A 22,077-nucleotide genomic window follows, 5' to 3' on the forward strand; every position below is an offset into this window, starting at 1 on the left:
CGTTCAGTGATTGACGCTCAGGTGACGGGCGCGATATTCGCTGTAGTCCTGGATCATCTGCGTCTCGTTCAGACCGAAGCGCTCCAGGCTGTAGTCATGGCTGGCACGTTTTTCCCGGCTGTTTTGCGACAGCCAGCCCTGCGCGTCGGCGCGGGCCTTATCGGTAAACGGCAGATTGGCGAAGGCGTAGACCTTTTCCAGCACTTGCAGCGGCTGCTTCACGGTGTCGGCGAAGTGGATGTCGAGAAAGCGCTCGGCCACATGCTGTTCGCGAACCTGCATGGTGTGACGGATGCCTCGCGCCATGCGGTTGTTCCACTGCTCACCAGCGGCTTTCGGGTCCGGGTTGTCGCTGTACATCTGCCACAGGGTGTGGGCCATGCTGGCCATCGACGGGATGGTCTGGGCCGGTTCACGGTGGGTCAGAATCACCTGCGCCTTGGGGAAGACATCCAGCAGCAAATCCAGGGTGTGCAGATGTTGTGGCGCTTTGAGCAGCCAGCGTTGACCTGCCGGCTCACGCCGTTGTTGCTTCTGCCACTGCAAGAACTGCAGCATTTTCTTCAGTTGGGTGTAGACCGGCCGCTGGTCTTGCTGATCCAGCCAGCGGGTATAACTAGGCACGTTGACGTAGGCGTCCATGGCGCACATGAACGAGTGTTCCATGAGCATGAACTCTTCGTCGCAGAGCATCGGATCCAGCGGGTGGATCGCGAGGATCTGCGGGATCACCTCGGCCATCAGATCGACCTCGGCCTTGGCCTGGGCGATGCGCTTGGCCGGCGCGGCCAGAGTTTCGTCAGTCAGCGGTGCCGGAAAGCGAGTTTCCCACCAGGCGGCGGAGTAGAAGCGTGGGTCGACCGCCAGCGTGCGCTGAAGCATGGTGGTGCCGGTGCGCGGCAGGCCGACGATGACCAGCGGATCGTCGATTTGTATCTGGGTTATTTCTGGATGACGGCGCAGGTAGTCTTCCATCACCAGGCGGTTGACCAGTTGCCCGACCAACCTTTCTTCCAGCAAATACAGGCCGGAGGCTGACAGCTGGGCTTCGGCGGCCAGGGCATCGAGCAGCGCCTGCAACGACTCGCGGTAGTTGTCATCGCCAAAATCGCTCAGGCCATTGCTGCGCGCGATGGCGCTGGCCAGCAGTTTTTCGACGGTCAGGTCTTCAATGCGGGTGTGCGCGTTCATACGGCCTCCGCGACGGCAGATACGTTTACGACGCGGGTGGTGGGGTGGCATTGCTCCCGGGCGCCGACCCAACGCAGGCAGAGCGTGCCCTGGCGTACACCGGCGGTTTGCAGCCAGTTGCTCACCCCGGGGTCCAGCTCACTGAGTACCAGCGTCACGCCGCCGTTGTCGTCGTAGCGGGCCTGATGCTTGTTGAAACAGATCTGGTGGTAGCGGTAGTCCAGCGACTCCATCCAGTAATTGTTGATCTGCAAGTTCCAGAAGTCGCAGTCCGGCACTTTATAAATGTGGATGACCAACGCCTCGTCCGCGGCTAGCGCCCAGTGCGAGTGGTAGTAGAAAATGTTCGGATCGCCGCCAACTGACTGGCAGAGCGCCTGGTTGGCTGGGGGCAACTGATTGCTGTGCGGCAGGTAGCTTTCGCTCCAGTCGGCGAACAGCCGGGCGGTGTTTTCCACGAAGCTCGATACCCGCGCCAGGCCTTGTTGGAACGTCGCCGGGTCAAGGGCCTGTGGCTTGGAATCGGTGCCGATGCGCTCGATGCTCAACTTGGCCGGCACTTCGCTGCGACGGTCAAGAAACGTCTGGCGTACGATCAAGGCATTGGTGGCGCCTTCCATTTTCAGCCAGTTGCCCGTTTGCGGTTCGCTGCTGAGGATGATTTCAAAATTGCCCTGGTCATCGACCTGTAGCTGGCTGGCATCGATGAAACCGGTCTGGATCAGGGTGCCGTCGGTTTCATAACCGCCTTTCTGGGTGCCAAAGCTCAGGTAGGCGACACTGCCGCGCTGGCCTTTGATGCGATAGTCCAGCGTGCCGTCCAGGCGCGAGTACTCATAGAGGTTGTCCGGGTTGTCGGCGCCAATTTTCGCGGTCTCGTGGGAGGTCTTGAAGAAACTGGGAAACGCCGGGTCGGCAAACTCGATGTGCATCTCCAGGCCGATGCGCAGCAGGCGCGTCAGGTAGCGGAAGCCTTCGGCGCGGGTGGCCGCATCGACGGGTGCTTCGGGACGCAGGATCTGCTCGCCGCAGCGCTTGAGGTGATCGCAGAACGTGGCCCAGGTCTGGCCACTCAACAGCTGTTGTTCGTCAATAGAGCTGATTGTCATTGTTAGACTCTCTTGATTAGGCGAATCCGGCTCGTGAGCGACTGCCAAGAGGCGCTTGAGCCGGATTCACGGGACACGGTCAAATGCCCGGCGAACCGGGCGCCGGGGCTAGAGTTCCTTACCGATGAAGCCGCGCTCGGTCAGCACCTCGATGATCCGGTCCACTGCACCCTCCGGCGTCAGCTTGCTGGTCTGGATATGGATGTCCGGCTTGCTCGGTACCTCATAAGGCGAGTCGATGCCTGTGAAGTTTTTCAACTCACCGCGGCGGACTTTCTTGTACAGGCCCTTGGGGTCGCGCTCTTCGGCCACGGCCAGCGGCGTGTCGACGAAGATCTCGATGAACTCGCCTTCCTGCAGCAGCCCACGCGCCATCTCGCGCTCGGAGCGGAACGGCGAGATGAAGGCGGTCAACACGATCATCCCGGCATCCACGAACAACTTGGACACCTCGGCCACCCGGCGAATGTTCTCTACCCGGTCGGCATCGGTGAAGCCCAGGTCGCGGTTCAAGCCGTGACGCACGTTGTCGCCGTCGAGCAAGTAGGTATGGCGGCCGCGGGCGTACAGCCGGGTTTCCAGCAAGTTGGCGATGGCCGATTTGCCAGCCCCCGACAAACCGGTGAACCACAGCAGCACCGGCTGCTGGCCCATCTGTTCGGCACGTGCCTTCTTGTTCACATCCACGTGCTGCATATGGATGTTCTGCGAACGGCGCAGCGAGAACTCGATCAGGCCTGCGCCGACGGTGGCGTTGGTCAGGCGGTCGATGAGGATGAAGCTGCCGGTTTCGCGATTGTCCTTATAGGGATCGAAAGCGATCGGCTGGCTGGAGAAGAGGTTGCACACGCCGATCTCGTTCAACGCCAGTTCCTTGGCCGCCAAGTGCTCCATGGTGTTGACGTTGATCTTGTACTTGGGCACCGCCAGGGTGACCGACAGCGTCTTGCCGCCGATCTTCATTAAGTAAGGGCGACCGGCGAGCATGGCCTGTTCGTGCATCCAGATCAGGCTGACCTGGAACTGGTCGGCGACGCTGGCCGGGTCTTCCGAAGTGGACAGGACATCGCCGCGGCTGCAATCGACTTCGTCGGTCAGGGTCAGGGTGATGGACTGCCCGGCCACGGCTTGTTGCAGGTCGCCGTCGAGGGTAACGATGCGCGAGATTCGGCTCTCTTGCCCGGCCGGCAACACACGTACGCGGTCGCCGGGACGAACCACGCCGCTGGCGATGGTGCCGGTGAAACCACGGAAATCCAGGTTGGGGCGGTTGACCCACTGCACCGGCATGCGAAACGACAGTTTCTGCTGGTGCGCCTCGTCGATCTCGACGGTTTCCAGGTAACCCATCAGCGTGGTTCCGCGGTACCAAGGCATGTGCTCGCTCTGCTCGGTGATGTTCTCACCCCGCAGCGCGGACATCGGGATGGCGGTGACATCCTGAAGATTGATCTGCCTGGCGAAGGCGCGGTAGTCATCGACGATGGCGTTGAAGACTTTCTCCGAGTAGTCCATCAAGTCCATCTTGTTGACGGCCAGGACCACCTTGCGAATGCCGATCAGCGAAGCCAGATAGCTGTGACGCCTGGATTGGGTCAGCACGCCGCGTCGGGCGTCGATCATTACCACGGCCACGTCGGCCGTGGAGGCTCCGGTCACCATGTTGCGGGTGTACTGCTCATGGCCCGGGGTATCGGCAACGATGAACTTGCGCAGCTCCGTGGAGAAAAAACGGTAGGCCACGTCGATGGTAATGCCTTGTTCGCGCTCGGCGGCCAGGCCGTCAACCAACAGCGCGAAATCCAGTTCACCACCCTGGGTGCCGTCTTTTTTCGAGTCGGCCTCCAGCGCTTCCATCTGGTCTTCGAAGAGCATTTTCGAATCGTAAAGCAGGCGTCCGATCAGCGTGCTCTTGCCATCGTCCACGCTGCCACAGGTAATGAAGCGCAGCAGGCTCTTGTGCTCGTGGGCCTTGAGGTATTGCCCGATATCCTCGGCAATCAGGTCAGATACGTGTGCCATTAGAAGTACCCCTCTTGTTTTTTCTTCTCCATCGATGCGGACGAGTCGTGGTCGATCATTCGCCCCTGACGTTCGGACGTGCGGGTCAGGAGCATTTCCTGAATGATCTTGGGCAGGGTGTCGGCATCGGACTCGACGGCACCGGTGAGCGGGTAGCAACCCAGAGTGCGGAAGCGCACGTTGCGCATCATCGGCACTTCACCCGGGTTCAGCGGCATGCGTGCGTCATCGACCATGATCAGCATCCCGTCACGCTCGACCACCGGGCGCGGTGCGGCGAAATACAGCGGTACGATCGGGATGTTTTCCAGATAGATGTATTGCCAGATGTCCAGCTCGGTCCAGTTGGACAGAGGGAACACGCGGATCGACTCGCCCTTGTGTTTACGCGTGTTGTACAGGTGCCAAAGCTCTGGACGCTGGTTCTTCGGGTCCCAGCGGTGCTGATCGGAGCGAAAGGAGAAAATCCGTTCCTTGGCCCGGGATTTTTCTTCGTCGCGACGCGCGCCGCCGAAGGCCGCGTCGAAACCGTAGTGATCGAGTGCCTGTTTCAGGCCCTCGGTTTTCATGATGTCGGTGTGGATCTGCGACCCGTGCTTGAACGGGCTGATGCCCATTTCAATGCCTTCGGGGTTGGTGTGGGTCAGCAGGTCGACGTTCAGCTTGGCCACCATCTGATCGCGGAAGCGATACATCTCCTGGAACTTCCAGGTGGTGTCGACATGCAGTAAGGGGAAGGGCGGCTTGGCCGGGTAGAAGGCCTTCATGGCCAGGTGCAGCATGACCGCACTGTCCTTGCCGATGGAGTAGAGCATGACCGGATTGTCGGAGTCGGCGACAACCTCGCGCATTGCCTGGATGCTTTCCGCTTCCAGTCGTTGCAGATGGGTAAGCGTCATAGATTTTCCTCTCGCTTTTTGTTGTTGTCGTTTATCAACGTACAACTGCTGCGATTCGGACTTATGCGCGACTTGATGTTTTAACATCAGGCGCAACATCTGCAGCATGGGATCGCGGGGCAGGGGGGGAGCGACTGTGGCGGGCACGTGATCGAGCTCATCGTCAGGACAAACGCGCGCGGCTTGCTGACTGATCTGGGTCGCCAGGTCGCGGGCACCGCTGAGCATTGCGCTGGCTTCGGGCAGATGAAACAGATGCAGCCGTTCGGCGCGTTCGCCGGCCCAGGTGATGAAGGTCGCGGCGCGTTGCCAGTGCATGCCCGAGAGCAGGGCGAACACTTTGCGGTCGACGGAGCGATACAAACGGTCGAAGAACGCTTCCAGGTGGGGCGCGCGCAAGCCGTCTTCGTATGGCAGCCAGAGCACCTTGCCGCGATTGCTGACCGCGCGCAGTACTCCGTGACTGAGCTTGCCCTGGTCGTTGCGCGCACCGTAGTCATCGATCCAGTGGATCTCGCCGTTCTGCGTACGAGCCTGTTCGAGGATGTCCCGGTAGGTGCCGCGGTACCAACGCTGCACCGCTAGCGAAGCATTCGCGACGCGCTTGGCCGGGCGCTCGGCATTGAGCTGCCAGCGTTGCAAATAATGGGCGGCGGTGCGTTCCGGCAAGTCGATATCGTGCAGGCGCTTGACCAGTGCCTGCATCGCTTCCAGTTGCCAGAGCAGGAAGGGTAACTGGTGTCGTTCCGGCGGCGTACTGACCAGCAATCGGTAGATGTTCTGTTCCTGCTCGGCAGACAGGCTGCGGCCTTCACCTTGCTTGCGCCCGCGTTCGCGCACGGGCACGGCATTCCAGCCACCGGCCTGCCACGCCTTGTAGGCAGAAATGATCGTCGGCGATGAGAGTCCGGTGTCCTGGCTGATGGCTTTGAGCGTGCTGCCAGCGATGCGCAATTGCACGGCGCGCAGGCGAAGCTTGTTGATCTGTGGAACGGATAACTGATTGCCGTGGGACACAGGAACTCCTGTTAAACATCCATTTGCGCAGTGGCGGTGGTGCGGATGTCTGTACTGTTCCCGGATCCGGAAAACGGCGCATAGGCCGAATGGACCATACGAAGAACAAAAACAGGAGAATTGCCATGAACGAGTCAATGACTGTTCTGCTTGAAGACGTCATCGCTATTGCTCGCGAAGCAGGTGAGCTGGTGTTGGAGGTGTACCGCTCGGATTTCGAGGTACGCGGCAAAGTCGATGCCTCGCCAGTGACCGAAGCTGACGAGCGTGCCGAGGCTTTGATTCTGCGTGCCTTGGCGGCGCGTACGCCGCAGATTCCGGTGATTTCCGAAGAGGCCGCCGCTGCCGGCCAGGTGCCCGACGTGGGTCAGCGTTTCTGGCTGGTGGACCCGCTGGACGGAACCAGGGAATTCATCAATCGCAATGGCGAGTTCACCGTCAATATCGCCCTGATCGATAACGGTGAGCCGGTGCTTGGGGTGGTTCTGGCGCCCGCGCTGTCGCGTCTGTTCGCGGGTGCCCACGGTTGTGGAGCCTTTATCGAACAGGCCGGGCAGCGCCAACCCATTCACTGCCGTGCAGTGCCGCACGAGGGCCTGGACGTGGTCGCCAGCCGCTCCCATGGCGATGCCGAGGCGCTGGACAAATTCCTCGACGGGCGCCATGTGCGATCACTGAAAAGTGCCGGTTCATCGCTGAAGATTTGCCTGGTGGCGGCCGGTGAGGCCGACCTTTATCCGCGCCTGGGGCGCACCATGGAGTGGGATATCGCTGCGGGGCATGCGGTGCTTGTCGCGGCCGGTGGACAGATCCGCACCCTGGCCGGAGAGGTGTTGCGTTATGGCAAGCCTGGCCTGGACAACCCGCATTTCTATGCTCAGGGTCTATAGATCGCCGGGCATTCGCGAATGTACTCGTTGCATATTTGGATTGGGTGTATATCCGTTGCTGCGGTAACGGCGACTTAGGGTTTCGCTCTTACAGCGAGTCACTTGGAAAAGCCCCAAGTAACCAAGGGCTCTTGCCCCTGGCGTTCGGTGCCTCGCTAATGCTCGGCATGCCCTCGCTCCGGTCCTGCTCCGTGGGTCGCCGCGATGGGCCATCCATGGCCCAGCGCGGCTAAACCGGCATCCTTGCCGGTTTACCCACTGCGCAGAACCTCCACTCGGCCTCTCGATGGGGCAAGAAAATCAAAAGCCAAATCAAAAGCGAAAGCAAAAGCGAGGCGGCCTGACAGCCGACCTGATTTCGCGGATGTACTCGTTGTGATCGTTCCCACGCGGAGCGTGGAAACGATCACAGGCCTGCACCTATCTGTGCGCAGCCTCTGTTGTCGGGCGCAGGATGTCGCGGCATCCCTGCTCGTGACTGATGACCATGCGTCGATGGGCAATACGCCAACCGTTCACCGTCGATACCCAGCGATCCTGATATTCGGCCAGCGATTCATAGGTGATGTCCCGCATGCTGCCGGCGCCGCGATGCGCGGCACGCACGTACACGCGGCTCTCGACGGCCGCATCACTGGCGTCGACCAACAGGTTGCCAAGCAAGTGCTGCGAAGGTCCGCAGCCATCCAGGTGCACACGGATCATCGCCACAATCGGCTCACGCCCTTGAAGGTGTTGCAAGCCGCCATAGTCGGCGGTGGCATCCTCCAGGAAAACATCCTCCATGGCCGACCAGTCGCGTTGGTCGCAAGCACTTGCATAGCGGGAAAGGACTACATTGAGCTCGCGCTCAAGCAGCAGATTGTTGATGTCCATCTTGCCTCCCTTCATTTCCGGTTTTTTCGGTTGACCTGATGCTCGGCCCGCTTCGGGTTCCCCTCATCGTCCGTTCAGACCATTTGCGGCTACATCACCAAATGCCCGCGCAAATCCCCCAACATGTCCAGGTGCGAATAATCACGAAAGCTGAACCGCCAGACCCCGTCGACACGCTCGAACTCATCAAGGTAGCGCCCGGCGGCAATGGGTTGCAGGGGGAGTGTGTCGGTGGCCTGCAGCACGGTGTAGCAGGCGCGAACCGTGGCGGTTCCCGAGGCTTCGTCGATGTCGATGATGGGGTTGCTAATGACGTGTCGGGTGCGCGGTGTACCGCAGGGGTAGAGCTTGATGCGTTGCTGCCAGATGCCCAGCAGGGCGGTGTGATCAAGGCACTCGCCCTGGCTGTTTACCTTGATGCGGGCATGCCGAAACAGTTCGGCGGCCTCGACCAGTCGGCCGCTGTCCAGGTACTCGGCGTAACGGTAGAGCAGGTTGCAGATCTGTACGGCGCTCATGGCATTCCTCATGAAAAAAAGCCGCTGCAACCTGGCAAGGTTGCAGCGGCGCGGTGGTGCAGGAAAGGAGTCAGGCCGTCACGGCCCGGACCGGTGCAAGGGGTGCAGCCGGGTGCTTCATCTGTTGGCGATAACGCGGCAGTGCCAGGGCCAGGAACACGCTGGCCAGCAACAGCATCGACACCGACGAAGCCAGGGCATAGCGCAGCGATTCACTGCCCAGGGTCGGCACGAAGAAATCGCTGAGCATGCCGACGAACAGCGGTCCGATACCAACGCCCAGCAGGGTCATGGACATGACGAAAATCGCCGTGGCCTGGGCCAGGCGTGTGGCCGGGAACAGGTGGGTAATGGCACTCAGGCACGGTGTTGCCCACCACACGCCGAAGAAGGCGAAGGCGCTGTAGAACAGGAACGCCTGGGGCACGGCGATGCTGCCGATATGGAACGCCGTGCCTTGGGGCCAGAGGAAGTACGCCAGGGCGAAGGGGATGCTGATCAGCGTACCCAGCAACGGCACGCCGATTTGCCAGCCGACATCGCGCCGCGCCATGCGGTCGGTGAGCATGCCACACAACAGGGTGCCGACGGTCGCGCCGCCACCGCCCACCACGCCCACCAAAAATCCGGCCTCTTGCAGGTTGAGGCCGTGGGAACGGATCAGGAAACTCGGGCTCCAGGTGCCGATGGCGTAGCCGGCAATCGCCGCCGCGCCGCCGGTGAGCACCAGGCACAGGAACGAGGGCATGCGAAACAGTTCGACCAGGGTCTTGAGCCAGCCATCCTGTTGCGTCGCGAGGTGGCCCAGCGGCACTGCGCGCTGGGGTGCCCGCACAGTCAGCAGCAGAAGCAGGCCAAGGAAGATCCCGGGTGCGCCGATCAGCAAGAAGGCGTAGCGCCAACCGTGGTGCTGGGCAATCCAGCCACCCAGGCCCAGGCCGACGATCGCCCCTAGGCTGGAACCGAGCATCAGCACCGACAGGGCCGTGGATCGGCGGTTCGCCGGGTACAGATCCGAGACCATGGCCACCGACGGCGCCGTACCGCCAGCCTCGCCAACCGCCACGCCAACCCGTGCCAGCACCAGGGTCAGGAAGTTGCCGGCCATCCCGCAAAGCATGGTCATCAGGCTCCAGGCGATGCAGCTGAAGGCGATCACCGGCTTGCGTCCGATGCGGTCCGACAGACGCCCCATCGGGAAGCCGAACACGGTGTAGAACACCGCGAAGGTCACCCCCGAAAGCAGGCCGATGCCGGTATCGGATATACCGAATTCGAGCTTCACCGGTTCGATCAGGATCGCCATCAACTGGCGGTCGATGTAGTTGAACACATAGATGCTGGCGAGCACGAACAACGCGTAGTGCGTTCGCCATGTCACGGGGGTGGATTGGTTCACTGCGGGTGCTCCCGGTTTTGTTCTAGTTGGCGCGATGCTCTACGTGCCCGGTTTTTATTTCATCGTCCGTTCAGACCATCTTTGTCGTACCCAGGCAAGCCGCCTTACCCAATGGCGAACCTAGTCTTGTCGGACGATGTTTCGCTTGTGCTCAACGTCAATCATTCAGCCCGTATCCGCTGGCATGTCAGCGCTTGCCCACGTTGTGGCGAGCATGGCGACAGCCTGAAAACAATAAGAAGCTGAGGAATTGAAATGAGCGTCTTGTTCGAACCGGTCGCCCTGGGCGAACTGCAACTGGCCAACCGCATCGTCATGGCACCCATGACTCGCAGCCGTGCCCTTGCCGATGCGGTCCCTGGTGGCGACATGGTCGAATACTACCGCCAGCGTGCCAGTGCCGGGTTGATTGTCGCTGAGGGCACCGCGCCCTCGGCCAGTGGCCTGGGCTATTGTCGCACCCCGGCCATCTACAGCGACGAGCAGATCGTCGGCTGGCAGCGGGTCACCGAGGCGGTGCATGCCGAGGGCGGGCGCATCGTCCTGCAGCTGATGCACGTTGGTCGCGCCGCCAGCCGGCACAATAAGCCGGCGGGTGCGGCCACGGTCGCACCTTCGGCATTGCGCGCACGCACGCAGGTGTTCAGCGACGCTGCCGGACTGGTGGACACAGACGAGCCCCACGCACTGACTTTGCAAGGCATCGACGACGTGATCGAAGACTATCGCCAGGCCGCATTGAATGCGCGTCTGGCGGGTTTCGACGGTGTCGAACTGCATTGCACCAGCGGCTATCTGCCGATGCAGTTCATGGCCTCCGGCAGCAATCAGCGCAGCGACGCCTACGGCGGCGATGTGACCGGACGGGTGCGTTTTGCCAAGGAAGTGATCGAGGTCATGGCCGGTGCGATTGGCGCCGGACGCGTCGGTTTTCGCCTGTGCCCCGGCAACCCCTACAACGACATCGACGACAGCGATCCGGCGGCCACGGCGGCTGCCTTGTGCGAAGCCGTGGCGTCGCTAAACCTGGCCTACCTGCACATCATGCGCTCGCCACTGGCAGAGCTCGATGCCTTCGCCCTGGCGCGTCGGCACAGTCCGCATGCGTTGATTCTCAACGATGGTTTCGACGGCCTTTCGGCCAGCGCCGCGCTCGCGTCGGGCGAGGGGGTTGCTGTGTCGTTCGGCCGTCACTTTATCGCCAATCCCGATCTGGTGGACCGCTTGAAGCGTGGCCTGCCGCTGAGCCGCTTCGATCGTAAAACGCTCTATACACCGGGCTCGGCGGGCTACTCCGACTACTGCGCCTACCAAGCGATTGCCCAGGAGGTGGCGCAATGAACCTCAATGACTTGAGCCGCGTCTTGCCAACACGTCCAGTGCCACGGGAGCAGACCCAAGCGCTGCTCGACCAACGCTCGGCGGCCGCCGGGCAGATCAAACCGGGCGACCTTTACACCCTGGCCGATCGTCTGGAACAACAGGCAAGCAAGCAAGGAGAGCAAGCGTTCCTGATCTATGGCGAGCAGACCCTGAGCTACTTCGAGGTCGATGCGCGAGCCAACCAGATGGCCCACACCTTTTATGCCAATGGCCTGCGCGCCGGTGATGTCTGCGCCCTGGCCATGGAAAATCGTCCGGCGTTTTTCTGCACATGGTTCGGTCTGGTCAAGCTCGGTGTGGTGGTGGCCTTCATCAACACTCAGGTCAGTGGTCGACCCCTGCTGCATGCGTTGCAGACGACCGAGGCCAAGGCGTTGGTGATCGGTGAAGAGTGCCTGGCCAATGTGCAGGCCACCGAAGGTTTTCCAGACCTGCCGTGCTGGCTGCTGCGAGACGCGGAAAATCCCTGGACCGCAGCGCTGCCCAAGGGAGTCGACGGGCATTTCGATGCGCGCCTGGAGAAAGCCCCGCGCACGCCGTTCCCCCGGGATATCCGCGCGCACATCGACGCGCAGACGCCGACCCTGCTGATCTTTACCTCGGGCACCACAGGCTTGCCCAAGGCGGCGCGTTACAGCCACATGCGCTGGATGTCGTCGGGCGATGTGATGGAAACGACCCTGCAGGCCACCTCCAGGGATGTGTTCTATTGCTGTCTGCCGCTGTACCACGGCGCAGCGGCCACGTCCGTGACGTCGACCGCGCTGCGCGCCGGTGCCGCCATTGTGGTCCGCCGCAAGTTCAGCGTGCGTGAGTTCTGGAAGGACGTGTCTCGTCATCAGATCAGCATCTTCCAGTACATCGGTGAGATCTGCCGCTACCTGCTCAATCAACCGGTGCAAGCGAACGAGCGCGAGCACACCCTGCGCTGCATGCTTGGTGCCGGGCTGTCGCCGGATTCCTGGCAACGCTGGCTGGAGCGCTTCGGCCCGATCCAGGTGTTCGAGGGCTGGGGCGCCACTGAAGCCAATGCTGCAGTGATCAACGTCGACAACTATTTCGGTTCCTGCGGACGCGTGCCGGACTGGAACAAGACCAACCTGCGGCTGGTGCGTTACGACATCGAAAACGACTGCCATCCGCGGGACGAAAACGGTTTCTATCAAGTCTGCAAAGTGGGCGAGGTCGGCGAGGCCATGGGCTTTATCGTCGATCACCCTGAGATAGGTGGCGGGCGTTTCGAGGGCTACACCTCGACCGAGGCCACCGAGAGCAAGATTCGCCGCAATGTGTTGCGCGAGGGCGATGCTTATTGGAGTTCCGGCGACTTGCTGCGCGAAGACGCCGACGGTTACTGCTACTTCGTCGACCGTATCGGCGATACCTATCGCTGGAAGAGCGAGAACGTATCGACTCAGGAAGTCGCGGATGCGTTGGGTGATCTGCCGGGGCTGGAGCTGATCAATATCTATGGCGTCCAGGTGCCGGGCAATGAAGGTCGCGCCGGCATGGCCGCCGTGCTGATGCAGGCGGCCCAGACGTTTGATCCTGTCGCGCTGTACGCCCTGGCTGAAGCGCGCCTGCCGCGTTATGCGGCACCGGTTTTCGTGCGGGTCACCCAGTCGGCGGATCTGACGGCCAGCTTCAAACTGCGCAAAGTGGATCTGCAGCGCCAGGGTTACTGCCCGACCCGTTGCAGCGATCCTCTGTTCATTCGCGACGAACAGGCGCGCACCTATGTGCCTTATTCGACAGAGGCTTTGACGCGGGCCGGCCTGACACCCTTCGCGGTGGCCGACCATGGCTGATCTCGACGTCAACGGTCATGAACTGCGCGGCGGCCTGCGGTATCCCTGGCCGCAAGCGCCCGACTCCGGACAGGTGCGCGAAGTGGCGCCAGGCGTGTGGTGGTTGCGCATGCCGCTGCCGTTTCGCCTGGACCACATCAACCTTTATCTGCTGCGCCACACCGACGGCTGGGTGGCGGTGGACACCGGCATGAACACCGATCAGACCCGAGAGGTCTGGGACCGGGTGCTGAATGAAGTGTGTGGCGGGTTGCCGTTGCTGGCGGTGGTCTGTACCCATTTTCACTCTGATCATGCCGGGGTCGCCGCGTGGCTTTCGGCGCGTTTTCATTGCCCTGTGTACATGACCGCCAGTGAGTTCCAGTCGCTGCACGTCAGGTTCCCCGCCGATCAAAAACCGGGCTGGGATTTTCTCGATTTTTACCGCAAGGCCGGCGTCAGTGACGAACAAAGCACCGAGATGTTCACGGTGATGAGCAACGCCCATTTCCTGCCAGTGCCGCTGAACCATTTCCACCGTTTGCACGAAGGCAGTGAACTGCATATCGGCGGCCGTACCTGGCAAGTGGTCATCGGTCGCGGGCACTCGCCGGAGCATGCCTGCCTGTACGCCGCGGATGACGGCTTGCTGATCTCCGGCGACCAGGTCTTGCCGCGCATCACCTCCACCGTCGGTGTGCATGCCACTGAACCGTTGGCCGACCCGCTGCGCGACTGGCTCGATTCCATCGAGCATTTGCGCAGCTTGCCCGACAGCGTGCTGGTGCTGCCGGCGCACGAACGGCCGTTTTTTAATTTGCATGAGCGCCTGGATCAACTGGAAGCCCATCACAAAGGGCACCTGGCGCTGATGCTGGCCAACTGTGACGAGCCGCGCACCGTGCTCGAACTGATGGCCCTGTTGTTTCCCAAGCTATCGGGTCGTTTCGACGAACTGATGGCACTTGGCGAAACGTTGGCCCATGCCAACTACCTGGTGGCCGAAGGGTCGCTGGAGCGGGAAGAGGACCGGGGGCGATATCGCTACCGGCGTGCTGTAAGGGGAGCGTGCGCTGTTACTCCGCTCAAGGTGTTTTGAGCGGACGGCACGGCAGCAGTGTTGAACATTCCAGGCAGCCAGCCGGTTGTCATTGAGGAGAGTCAGTGTGATCAACAAGAACAACAATAACTTCACGGTCAGCGGTTCGAGCGCATTTCAGATCAGCAGTCTCGCGGCGGCCATTGCGCTGTTGTCCACGCCCGTATGGGCCGGTGACACGATCGAGTTCGACAACGGCGCAACCATCGACTGGTCGGTGACCACCAGCTACGGCATCGGTGTGCGCACGGGCAGTCAAAGCGATCGCTTGCTGACGGTCAACGCCGACGATGCCAACCGCAACTTCGACAGCGGCAGTCTGACCACCAACCGCGTGGGCGCCCTGGCAGAAATGATCTTGCGCAAGGACAACTACGGCGCCGTGGTGCGCGGCAGTACCTTTTACGACGACATCTACCACCGCAAGAACGATAACGACTCGCCGGCCACCGTGAACAAAAACGGCAGCAACGACGAGTTCACCAGTGATACCCGCTACTACAGCGGCGGTCGCAGCAAAATGTTGGATGTCTATGTATTCAGCGGCTGGCGCTTTGACAACGACACCATGCTGGACGTCAAGGCCGGGCGGCACATCGAGTCCTGGGGCGAGAGTCTGTTCTACCCGGGTGTGAACGGCGTACAAAACCCGTCCGATGCGGTAAAAGCCTCGCAACCGGGTGTTGAAGTCAAGGAAGTACTGTTGCCGGTGGGCCAGTTCTCCGGCTCGTTCCGACTGAACCCCCAACTGACCTTCGGTGCATACGTGCAATACGAATGGAAGGGTACCGAACTGCCGCCGGTGGGCAGCTATCTGTCGGGCAGCGACGTAGTCGGGCCAGGGCGCGAGTTTATCTACGCCAATGGCCAGAAGATCCCTTACCGCGGCACCGACGAGCCGAGTGATGGTGGCCAGTGGGGCGTGCAGATGCGCTACCGCCCGGTGCCAGCAATCGAGCTGTCGCTGTTTCATGTCAACTACCACGACAAGAACCCGGCCACCGCACTGGTCGGCTACAACGCTTTGCCGATTGGCGGTGGCCGCAACGCTTTCGTCAGCAATGGCTACGAGATCAAGTACTTCGAAGACATCAAGCTGACCGGCATCAGCGCCTCGACCAAGATCGGCGACACCCAGGTCGGCGCCGAATGGTCGTACCGCGATGGTGCGCCAGTGATGGTCAATACCGGCCTTGGCGCAGTACCGGCCAAGGGCAAGGGCCAGCAAATGCAGTTGTCGGCGATCCGGATCCTCGGCGACCGTCCCTGGGCCAGCCAGACCAGTCTGACAGCCGAAATCATCCGCGTGCAGGTCGACAGCGTCGAATCCACTTCGGCGGCGCCCAACCTGCAAGGCGTGAACCTATTGCCCTCCCTGGCACCTCTAGTGGCCTCTTCCGATGACTATACCTACAGCACAGCCGCGGGTTACCGCACCAAGTACTCCAGCGCCTACACCGTGGGCGCATCGTTCAGTTATCCGGGAGTTTTCCAAGGCTGGGATCTGGATGTCCCCCTCAGCTTCTCCAACGTCTTCAGCGGCTCCACGCCCATGTCCGGAAGCATTTCCGGCGTTGCCGGTGACCGACGCCTGAGTGCGGGCACGACCTTCAAGTACCTGGGCAACCTGGAACTCGGTTTGAGATACATCGCCTACCTGGGGGAAGCCGACGCGATCGATCGTCCGTTCGCTGACCGCGACTACGCCACGTTTTCGATGAAATACACCTTCTGATTGACGACTCGAGGTCCGGGTCGCCCTGCTGCGCCCGGACCGTCAACACAACCTGGAAAAACGCCGCAGCGTAACGCTTCGGCATGGAGGCACTATGGGGCTCAAAGGGCACGCGGCCATTGTTGGCACCGCACAATACAAACCGGAGAAGTACTCGACTGCGCCCAAGATGTTCCATCTTGAGCAAGTCGCCGACCTGGCGGCCCAGGCCCTGCGCGATGCCGGGCTCAAGGCCTCGGATCTCGACGGGCTGGTGATCAACGGCCCGCATTTTCATGAAGCCTCGGTGTTCGTACCGGCGATGGCGGCCGAATATCTGGGCCTGCGGCTGAACTTCGCCGAAGTGGTGGACTTGGGTGGCTGTACGTCGGTGGGCATGGTCTGGCGCGCTGCCGCCGCCATCGAGCTGGGGCTGTGCCAGGCAGTGCTGTGCGTCATCCCCGCACGCATGGCGCCGTTGGGGCCCGACGAGGACCCTGGCTGGATGGCCCGCTCCATGCGTTTCGGTGGACACAGCACGGCATTCGGCGCGCCTGAAGCCGAGTTCGACCTGCCTTACGGACACATGGGCCAGAACACCGGCTACGCGATGATTGCCCAGCGTTATGCCGCACAGTACGACTATGACCAGCGTGCGATGGCCAAGATCGCCGTCGATCAGCGCACCAACGCCCTGGCCAACCCGCAAGCGATGTTCTACGGCCAGCCATTGACCATCGAACAGGTGCTGGCGAGCAAAATGGTCGCCGACCCCTTGCACGTCCTGGAAATCGTCATGCCGGTGGCCGGTGGCGCCGCGCTGATCATCACCAACAAGGAAGTGGCGGCGCGGGCGCGCAAACGGCCAGCGTTCATTACAGGCTTTGGCGAGCACCTGGCCTTCAAGTCGCCGTCCTATGCCGAGGACATGCTGCACACGCCGATCGGTCCAGCGTCCCAGCGTGCCTTTGCCATGGCCGGGCTCAAGCCCAAGGACGTCGATGCTGCGCAGATCTACGACTGCTACACCATCACCACCTTGCTGACCCTTGAAGATGCCGGTTTCTGCGCCAAGGGCGAGGGCATGTCGTTCGTGCGCGAACACGACCTGACCTGGCGTGGCGACTTCCCGATGAACACCCATGGCGGGCAACTGAGTTTCGGCCAGTCGGCCTCGGCCGGTGGCATGAGCCAGGTGATCGAGGCGGTGACCCAGATTGCCGGCAATGCAGGCGAACGCCAACTGGGCCGCTGCGACAGCGTCTACGTCTCCGGTACCGGCGGCGTGATGAGCGAGCAGGGCGCATTGATACTTCAGGGAGCATAAGCACATGTCCAACAACAAACCGATGCCGGTCGCGACGCAGATCTCCGCGCCATTCTGGGAGGGCCTGAAGGCTCGCCGTCTGTTGATCCAGCAATGCAACGCCTGTGCACACTGGAACTTCTACCCGCGCCGGCATTGCCCGGTATGCCTTGAACATGACCTGGCCTGGCGCGAAGTCAACGGCGCCGCGACGCTCTACAGCTACACCGTAACGCGCATTGTGACCTTGCCCGACTTCATTGATGAGATGCCGCAGAAACTGGCGGTGGTCGAGTTGGCCGAAGGGGTGCGCATCAACACCAACCTGGTGGGCCTGGACGAAGGCGAAATCAAGATTGGCATGCCGTTGCAGCCAGTGTTCGCCGAGGTCGATGCCAAGGGCACTCGTCTGCTGCGCTTCACCGGGGTGGACAAAGACGCGGCCAGCCTTGAACCGTTGCTGGCGCAGGACAACGAACCGGCGCCTGCGGCATCGGAGCAAACGCCCGCGCGGCAGATCGACCTCAATGACGGTCCGGCTTTGCAGGCGCTGGTCAGCGAGCAGTTCAGCGACTGGAGCAACGTGGTGGTGGTCGAGCAGGCACTGATCGACGACTTTGCCCGGTTGTCGGGCGACGATTACTGGATCCATACCGATCCGGAGCGGGCACGCCTGCAAAGTCCGTTCGGCGGCACTATTGCCCATGGCGCACTGGTGCAGGTGTTGCAGTCGCGGATGAAATTGGCGCTGGGCTTCGAAATCAGCGGCTTCACGACTCAGATCAACTACGGCTCCGATCGCCTGCGCTTCCCGGCTCCGGTACCGGCCGGTTCGCGTATCCATGCGCGGGCCAGGGTGAAAAAAGTCGAAGTCCTGGCCCGTGGCACCCAGATGACTCTGGAGCTCAACACCCATGTGGTCGGCCAGGACCGGCCTTCGGTGATCAACGATCTGGTGATCCTGTACATGGCCTGATCCCCGCCGAAGATCCCCCCGTAGGAGCCGGCTTGCCGGCGATGGCGTCCGTCAGGTCGACGAATGGGTTGTCTGAACTGACGCTATCGCCGGCAAGCCGGCTCCTACAGGGGGGGGCGATGCCAATCAGTTCGGTTTGCACATAAATACCCGCCATTCTCCCCACGCCATTCCCGCCAATGCATAAGCCATTTGGACGATGTGTCACCCCTCCCTTGCGCCGACTATTCCCTCAGAGGCAACGCCCATCTCGATTGCCTCGCATGCCCTGGTGCGTGACAAAAACAAGAGGATCGGCCCTATGACTTGCCCTATCCATATCTTTCCCGAACAGGAGCGTTGCTCATGCGCTCGGTGATCGGCTACGTGGTTTGCCTGGTGGTTGCCTTGACCATTGGCTACACCTTTTCCCCCAAATCCCCACCGCAGGCCGAACTGTTGGCCACGCGCCCGGACCGAGTGCAGATCAATGGTCTGCTCAATCTTGGCGCGCGGGTGGTCGCCGTGGGCGAGCGTGGCAGCATCTTGCTCAGTGATGATCAGGGCGTCAGCTGGCAGCCAGCCAGTGTCGCCACCCAACGCAATGCCACCCTGACGGCCGTTGTGGCGCTGGACGACAAACGCTTGCTTGCTGTCGGGCATGACGGCTGGATCCTGCGTTCTGTGGACTCGGGCAGCAGCTGGCAGGAAATTCGCCACGACAGCGATCTGGGTGAACCGCTGCTGGGCATCTGGACGGGCGGTGGCGACAGCGTCATGGCGTTCGGCAGCTTCGGCAAGTTCTATCAATCGCCGGATGGTGGGCAAACCTGGACACCGCAGCCGCTGGACATCGACAGCGCGCACCTGAACAGCATGGCCGGAGGCAACGATGGTCGGCGCATGTTGGTGGGCGAGCAGGGTCTGGTGTTGCGTACTACCGACAGTGGCCAGCACTGGCAGACATTGCCGGCGTTCTACAGCGGTTCACTGTTCGGCATCGTGCGCCTGAGTGCAGATAACTGGGTGACTTACGGCATGCGCGGGCACGTTTTTGTCAGTCACGACTTCGGTGACAGCTGGACCCAGATCAAAGTCGGAAACCAACTGCCGCTGTATGGCCATGTGGTGCTGCCCGATCACTCGGGCCTGGTGATCGTCGGTGCGGGCAGCTCGGTGGTACGCCTGAATGTGAAAGGTGAGCTGGTCGGTGTCGGGCGTCTGGCCGGCCTTGGCACGTTGACCTCGGCGACCGTCGTTGGCTCTCGCCTGTTGGTGGGTGGCGAACGCGGGGTATTACAGGGATCAGGTGGCAGCGTCGCTGCCCTAATGGCCACTGAGGCCACCCAGTGAAAGAGAGGCGGGAAATGAATCAAGGTAAACACTGGGTGACGCGTTGCGTCGATACGTGCGCAGACCACCTGATGGCCTGGCGCAAGGGGCTGCTGCTCCTGTTTGTTCTGGTGACGCTGGGCCTGGGCTACAGCGCCACCCACACGCAACTGGATCCGGGGTTTAACAAACAGATCCCGGTGCGTCATGAGTACATGATCAATTTTCTCAAGTTCAGCCGCTACTTCACCGGCGCCAACCGCTTCCTGGTCAGCGTGCGCTGGAAGGGCGAGGGTGACATTTACAACGCTGAGTACCTCGAGACCTTGCGTAAAGTCACCGACGACGTGTTCTTCATCTCCGGGGTCAGCCGACCTAGCGTGACGTCGCTGTTTACCGCGAACGTGCGCTACATCGAAATCACCGAGGAAGGTTTCTTTGGCGACGTGGTCGTGCCGCCGCGCTTCAGCGGCACCGCCGAGGACCTGGCGCAGGTGCGCAGCAACACGGCGGCCTCCGGGCAGGTCGGTCGTCTGGTGGCCAACGACCTGAAGTCGGCCATGGTCCGCGCGGACCTACAGGACACCGACCCCAAGACCGGTCAGCCGGTGTCCTATGTCCAGATCGCCAAGCGTCTGGAAGAGATCCGCGGCAAGTACAACAGCCCCGATATCGAAATCAACATTGTCGGTTTCGCCAAACTGGTGGGCGATGTGGTTGAAGGGTTGAACACGGTGATCGGTTTCTTTGTGGTGGCCTTCGTCATCACCGGGTTGCTGCTGTGGCTGTATTCCCGCTCCCTGCGCCTGACAGTCGTGGCTCTGGTGGTCGCGTTACTGCCGGTGGTCTGGTTGCTGGGCCTGTTGCCGCTGCTGGGCCTGGGCATCGATCCGATGTCGATCCTGGTGCCGTTCCTGATCTTCTCCATCGGCGTGTCCCATGCGGTGCAGATGACCAACGCCTGGAAGCAGGACGTGTTGGCCGGCAGTAGTTCCAAAGAAGCGGCGCACTCGGCGTTCTGCAAGATCTTCATCCCCGGTTCCCTGGCCTTGCTGATGAATGCCCTGGGCTTCGCGGTGATCATGATGATCGACATTCCGATCGTTCACGAACTGGGGGTGACGGCCTGCATCGGCGTCATGCTGATGATCATCACCAACAAACTGATGCTGCCGATCATCATTTCCTACCTGCGCCTGGAACCCGCGCTATTGCGTCGTGCGCAATCACGACCGACGGGCAAGCACCGCTTGTGGTGGCGTCTGTCGGCGCTGGCCGAGCCGGGGCCGGCTCTGGGCGTGTTCGTTGTCAGTCTGTTGCTGCTGGCAGCCGGGGCCTACAAGGCTCGCGACCTGGCGGTGGGCGACATCGGCGCGGGTGCGCCGGAGCTGCGGGCCGATTCCCGCTACAACCAGGACAACGAAAAGATCATCAACAGCTACTCTATCGGCCTCGATGTGATGTCGGTGTTTGTTCAGGTCAAGGGTGTTGAGGAAGGTTGCCTGTCGCCTGCGGTGATGCGTGCGGTGGAAGCCTTTGATTTCCGCATGCGCACGGTCTCGAGCGTGCAGTCGATCCAGAGTGTGGCGGACATGGGCAAGCGGGTGATCGCCGGCAACAACGAAGGCAATCCACGCTGGGCAGCGATTCCAGGCTCGCCCCGTGGCTTGAGCCAGGGCGCTCGGGCCTATATGCCGGATGACGGACTGGTCACCGACGGCTGCCAGCAGATGCAGATCCTGGTGTTCCTCGCCAACCACGAAGGCAGCACGGTCAGCCATGCGATCGCGGAAGCCAAGCGGATCATTGCTGAAGTCAGTACACCGCAAGTCGAATTCCTTCTGGCTGGCGGCAACGTCGGGGTGATGGCAGCGTCCAACGAGGCGGTCAAACGCGCCGAAGTGATCATGCTCGGGGCACTATTCGGATCGGTGGCATTGTTTTGCTGGCTGACCTTCTTGTCGATCCGCGCAGTGCTGTGCATTCTGGTGCCGCTGGCGATTGTCGCGATCCTCTGTAACGCACTGATGACCCTGCTCGGGATCGGACTGAAGGTTGCGACTTTGCCGGTGATGGCGTTGGGCGTGGGCGTGGGCGTCGACTATGGCATTTACCTGTACGAACGTATCCAGCACGAAATGCTGCGTGGCGCCAACCTGCGCGAGGCGTTCTATCAGGCCATGTGCCAACGCGGCACCGCTGCGGTATTCACGGCTGTGACCATGGCCATTGGCGTCTGCACCTGGGCGTTCGCACCGCTGAAGTTCCAGGCTGACATGGGAGTGCTGCTGTCGTTCATGTTCCTGGTCAACGTGCTGGGGGCGATTTTCCTCCTGCCGGCATTGGCGGCCTGGTTCAATCGAGGTCGACCGTTGGTTGCCTGTCGGGTACGTACGCCTGCACCGGCCCAAGGGCAGTTCCACCTGAAAAACAGCCTGGCGGCGCGTGATACCGCAGGCGAAAAATAAACCTGCCGGACCTCTTGTGGAGTCCGCAGGTGCTAGGGAAACTGGCAGGCAAGTAGAGTCGAAAAGGGGGGGAGCCCTGGGTTCCCCCCGCCGAAATTATAAAAATAACAAG

The 22,077-nt window shown here is 61.6% G+C and carries 16 protein-coding genes; 9 read left to right on the forward strand and 7 right to left on the reverse strand.

Translation table 11 applies throughout. The features are described from left to right. Positions 1 to 3 precede the first annotated feature (3 nt). From QYH43_RS06165 to cysD, 4 genes are all read right to left on the reverse strand, one after another. Positions 4 to 1,191 (reverse strand): sulfotransferase, encoded by a 1,188-nt coding sequence (locus QYH43_RS06165; protein ID WP_095059623.1) that lies wholly within the window; start codon positions 1,189 to 1,191, stop codon positions 4 to 6. Further along, positions 1,188 to 2,300, reverse strand: a complete 1,113-nt coding sequence (locus QYH43_RS06170) for a DUF1214 domain-containing protein (protein WP_301156651.1) — start codon at positions 2,298 to 2,300, stop codon at positions 1,188 to 1,190. The genes QYH43_RS06165 and QYH43_RS06170 overlap by 4 nt, the downstream gene beginning before the upstream one ends. Positions 2,301 to 2,408: 108 nt before the next feature. Continuing rightward, the gene (gene cysN, locus QYH43_RS06175; protein WP_095059621.1) at positions 2,409 to 4,322 is read right to left on the reverse strand and encodes a sulfate adenylyltransferase subunit CysN; all 1,914 of its coding nucleotides are present in this window, start codon (positions 4,320 to 4,322) and stop codon (positions 2,409 to 2,411) included. Further along, entirely contained in the window at positions 4,322 to 5,926 is a 1,605-nt protein-coding gene (gene cysD / locus QYH43_RS26895) for a sulfate adenylyltransferase subunit CysD (protein ID WP_367316879.1), read from the reverse strand. Before cysD ends, cysN begins: the two co-directional genes overlap by 1 nt. A 437-nt stretch (positions 5,927 to 6,363) precedes the next feature. Between cysD and cysQ the strand changes: the two genes are divergently transcribed. After that, positions 6,364 to 7,128, forward strand: coding sequence for a 3'(2'),5'-bisphosphate nucleotidase CysQ (cysQ, locus tag QYH43_RS06185; protein WP_177408839.1), 765 nt, complete (start codon positions 6,364 to 6,366; stop codon positions 7,126 to 7,128). A gap of 420 nt (positions 7,129 to 7,548) precedes the next feature. Here cysQ and QYH43_RS06190 read toward each other — a convergent pair whose 3' ends face one another. From QYH43_RS06190 to QYH43_RS06200, 3 genes are all read right to left on the reverse strand, one after another. Further along, on the reverse strand, positions 7,549 to 8,004 hold the full coding sequence (locus QYH43_RS06190) for a nuclear transport factor 2 family protein (protein ID WP_301156652.1): 456 nt from the start codon (positions 8,002 to 8,004) through the stop codon (positions 7,549 to 7,551). Between the two features lie 89 nt (positions 8,005 to 8,093). Further along, positions 8,094 to 8,522 (reverse strand): nuclear transport factor 2 family protein, encoded by a 429-nt coding sequence (locus tag QYH43_RS06195; protein WP_256580362.1) that lies wholly within the window; start codon positions 8,520 to 8,522, stop codon positions 8,094 to 8,096. Between the two features lie 70 nt (positions 8,523 to 8,592). Continuing rightward, a complete protein-coding gene (locus QYH43_RS06200) occupies positions 8,593 to 9,921 on the reverse strand; it encodes an MFS transporter (protein ID WP_095059617.1) in 1,329 nt (442 codons plus the stop codon). Positions 9,922 to 10,176: 255 nt separating this feature from the next. Between QYH43_RS06200 and QYH43_RS06205 the strand changes: the two genes are divergently transcribed. The 8 genes from QYH43_RS06205 (at position 10,177) to QYH43_RS06240 (ending at position 21,965) form a co-directional block, all read left to right on the forward strand. Next, entirely contained in the window at positions 10,177 to 11,262 is a 1,086-nt protein-coding gene (locus tag QYH43_RS06205; protein WP_095059616.1) for an alkene reductase, read from the forward strand. Further along, positions 11,259 to 13,112, forward strand: coding sequence for a long-chain-acyl-CoA synthetase (locus QYH43_RS06210; RefSeq protein WP_095059615.1), 1,854 nt, complete (start codon positions 11,259 to 11,261; stop codon positions 13,110 to 13,112). Before QYH43_RS06205 ends, QYH43_RS06210 begins: the two co-directional genes overlap by 4 nt. Then, positions 13,105 to 14,190 (forward strand): MBL fold metallo-hydrolase, encoded by a 1,086-nt coding sequence (locus QYH43_RS06215; RefSeq protein WP_095059614.1) that lies wholly within the window; start codon positions 13,105 to 13,107, stop codon positions 14,188 to 14,190. Before QYH43_RS06210 ends, QYH43_RS06215 begins: the two co-directional genes overlap by 8 nt. Before the next feature lie 67 nt (positions 14,191 to 14,257). Next, positions 14,258 to 15,925: a DUF1302 family protein gene (locus tag QYH43_RS06220; protein ID WP_095059613.1), complete on the forward strand. Its 1,668-nt coding sequence runs from the start codon at positions 14,258 to 14,260 to the stop codon at positions 15,923 to 15,925. Positions 15,926 to 16,019: 94 nt separating this feature from the next. Next, positions 16,020 to 17,231 (forward strand): thiolase family protein, encoded by a 1,212-nt coding sequence (locus QYH43_RS06225; protein ID WP_095059612.1) that lies wholly within the window; start codon positions 16,020 to 16,022, stop codon positions 17,229 to 17,231. Between the two features lie 4 nt (positions 17,232 to 17,235). After that, positions 17,236 to 18,186 carry an OB-fold domain-containing protein gene (locus QYH43_RS06230; protein WP_301156653.1) on the forward strand — a complete coding sequence of 317 codons (951 nt, stop codon included), beginning with the start codon at positions 17,236 to 17,238 and terminating at the stop codon, positions 18,184 to 18,186. Between the two features lie 345 nt (positions 18,187 to 18,531). Further along, entirely contained in the window at positions 18,532 to 19,518 is a 987-nt protein-coding gene (locus QYH43_RS06235; protein WP_095152455.1) for a YCF48-related protein, read from the forward strand. Between the two features lie 14 nt (positions 19,519 to 19,532). Further along, complete coding sequence (locus QYH43_RS06240) at positions 19,533 to 21,965, forward strand: MMPL family transporter (protein WP_301156654.1); 2,433 nt, start codon at positions 19,533 to 19,535, stop codon at positions 21,963 to 21,965. Positions 21,966 to 22,077: the final 112 nt, after the last annotated feature.

The organism is Pseudomonas sp. C32 (assembly GCF_030417915.1).
Classification (GTDB): Bacteria; Pseudomonadota; Gammaproteobacteria; order Pseudomonadales; family Pseudomonadaceae; genus Aquipseudomonas.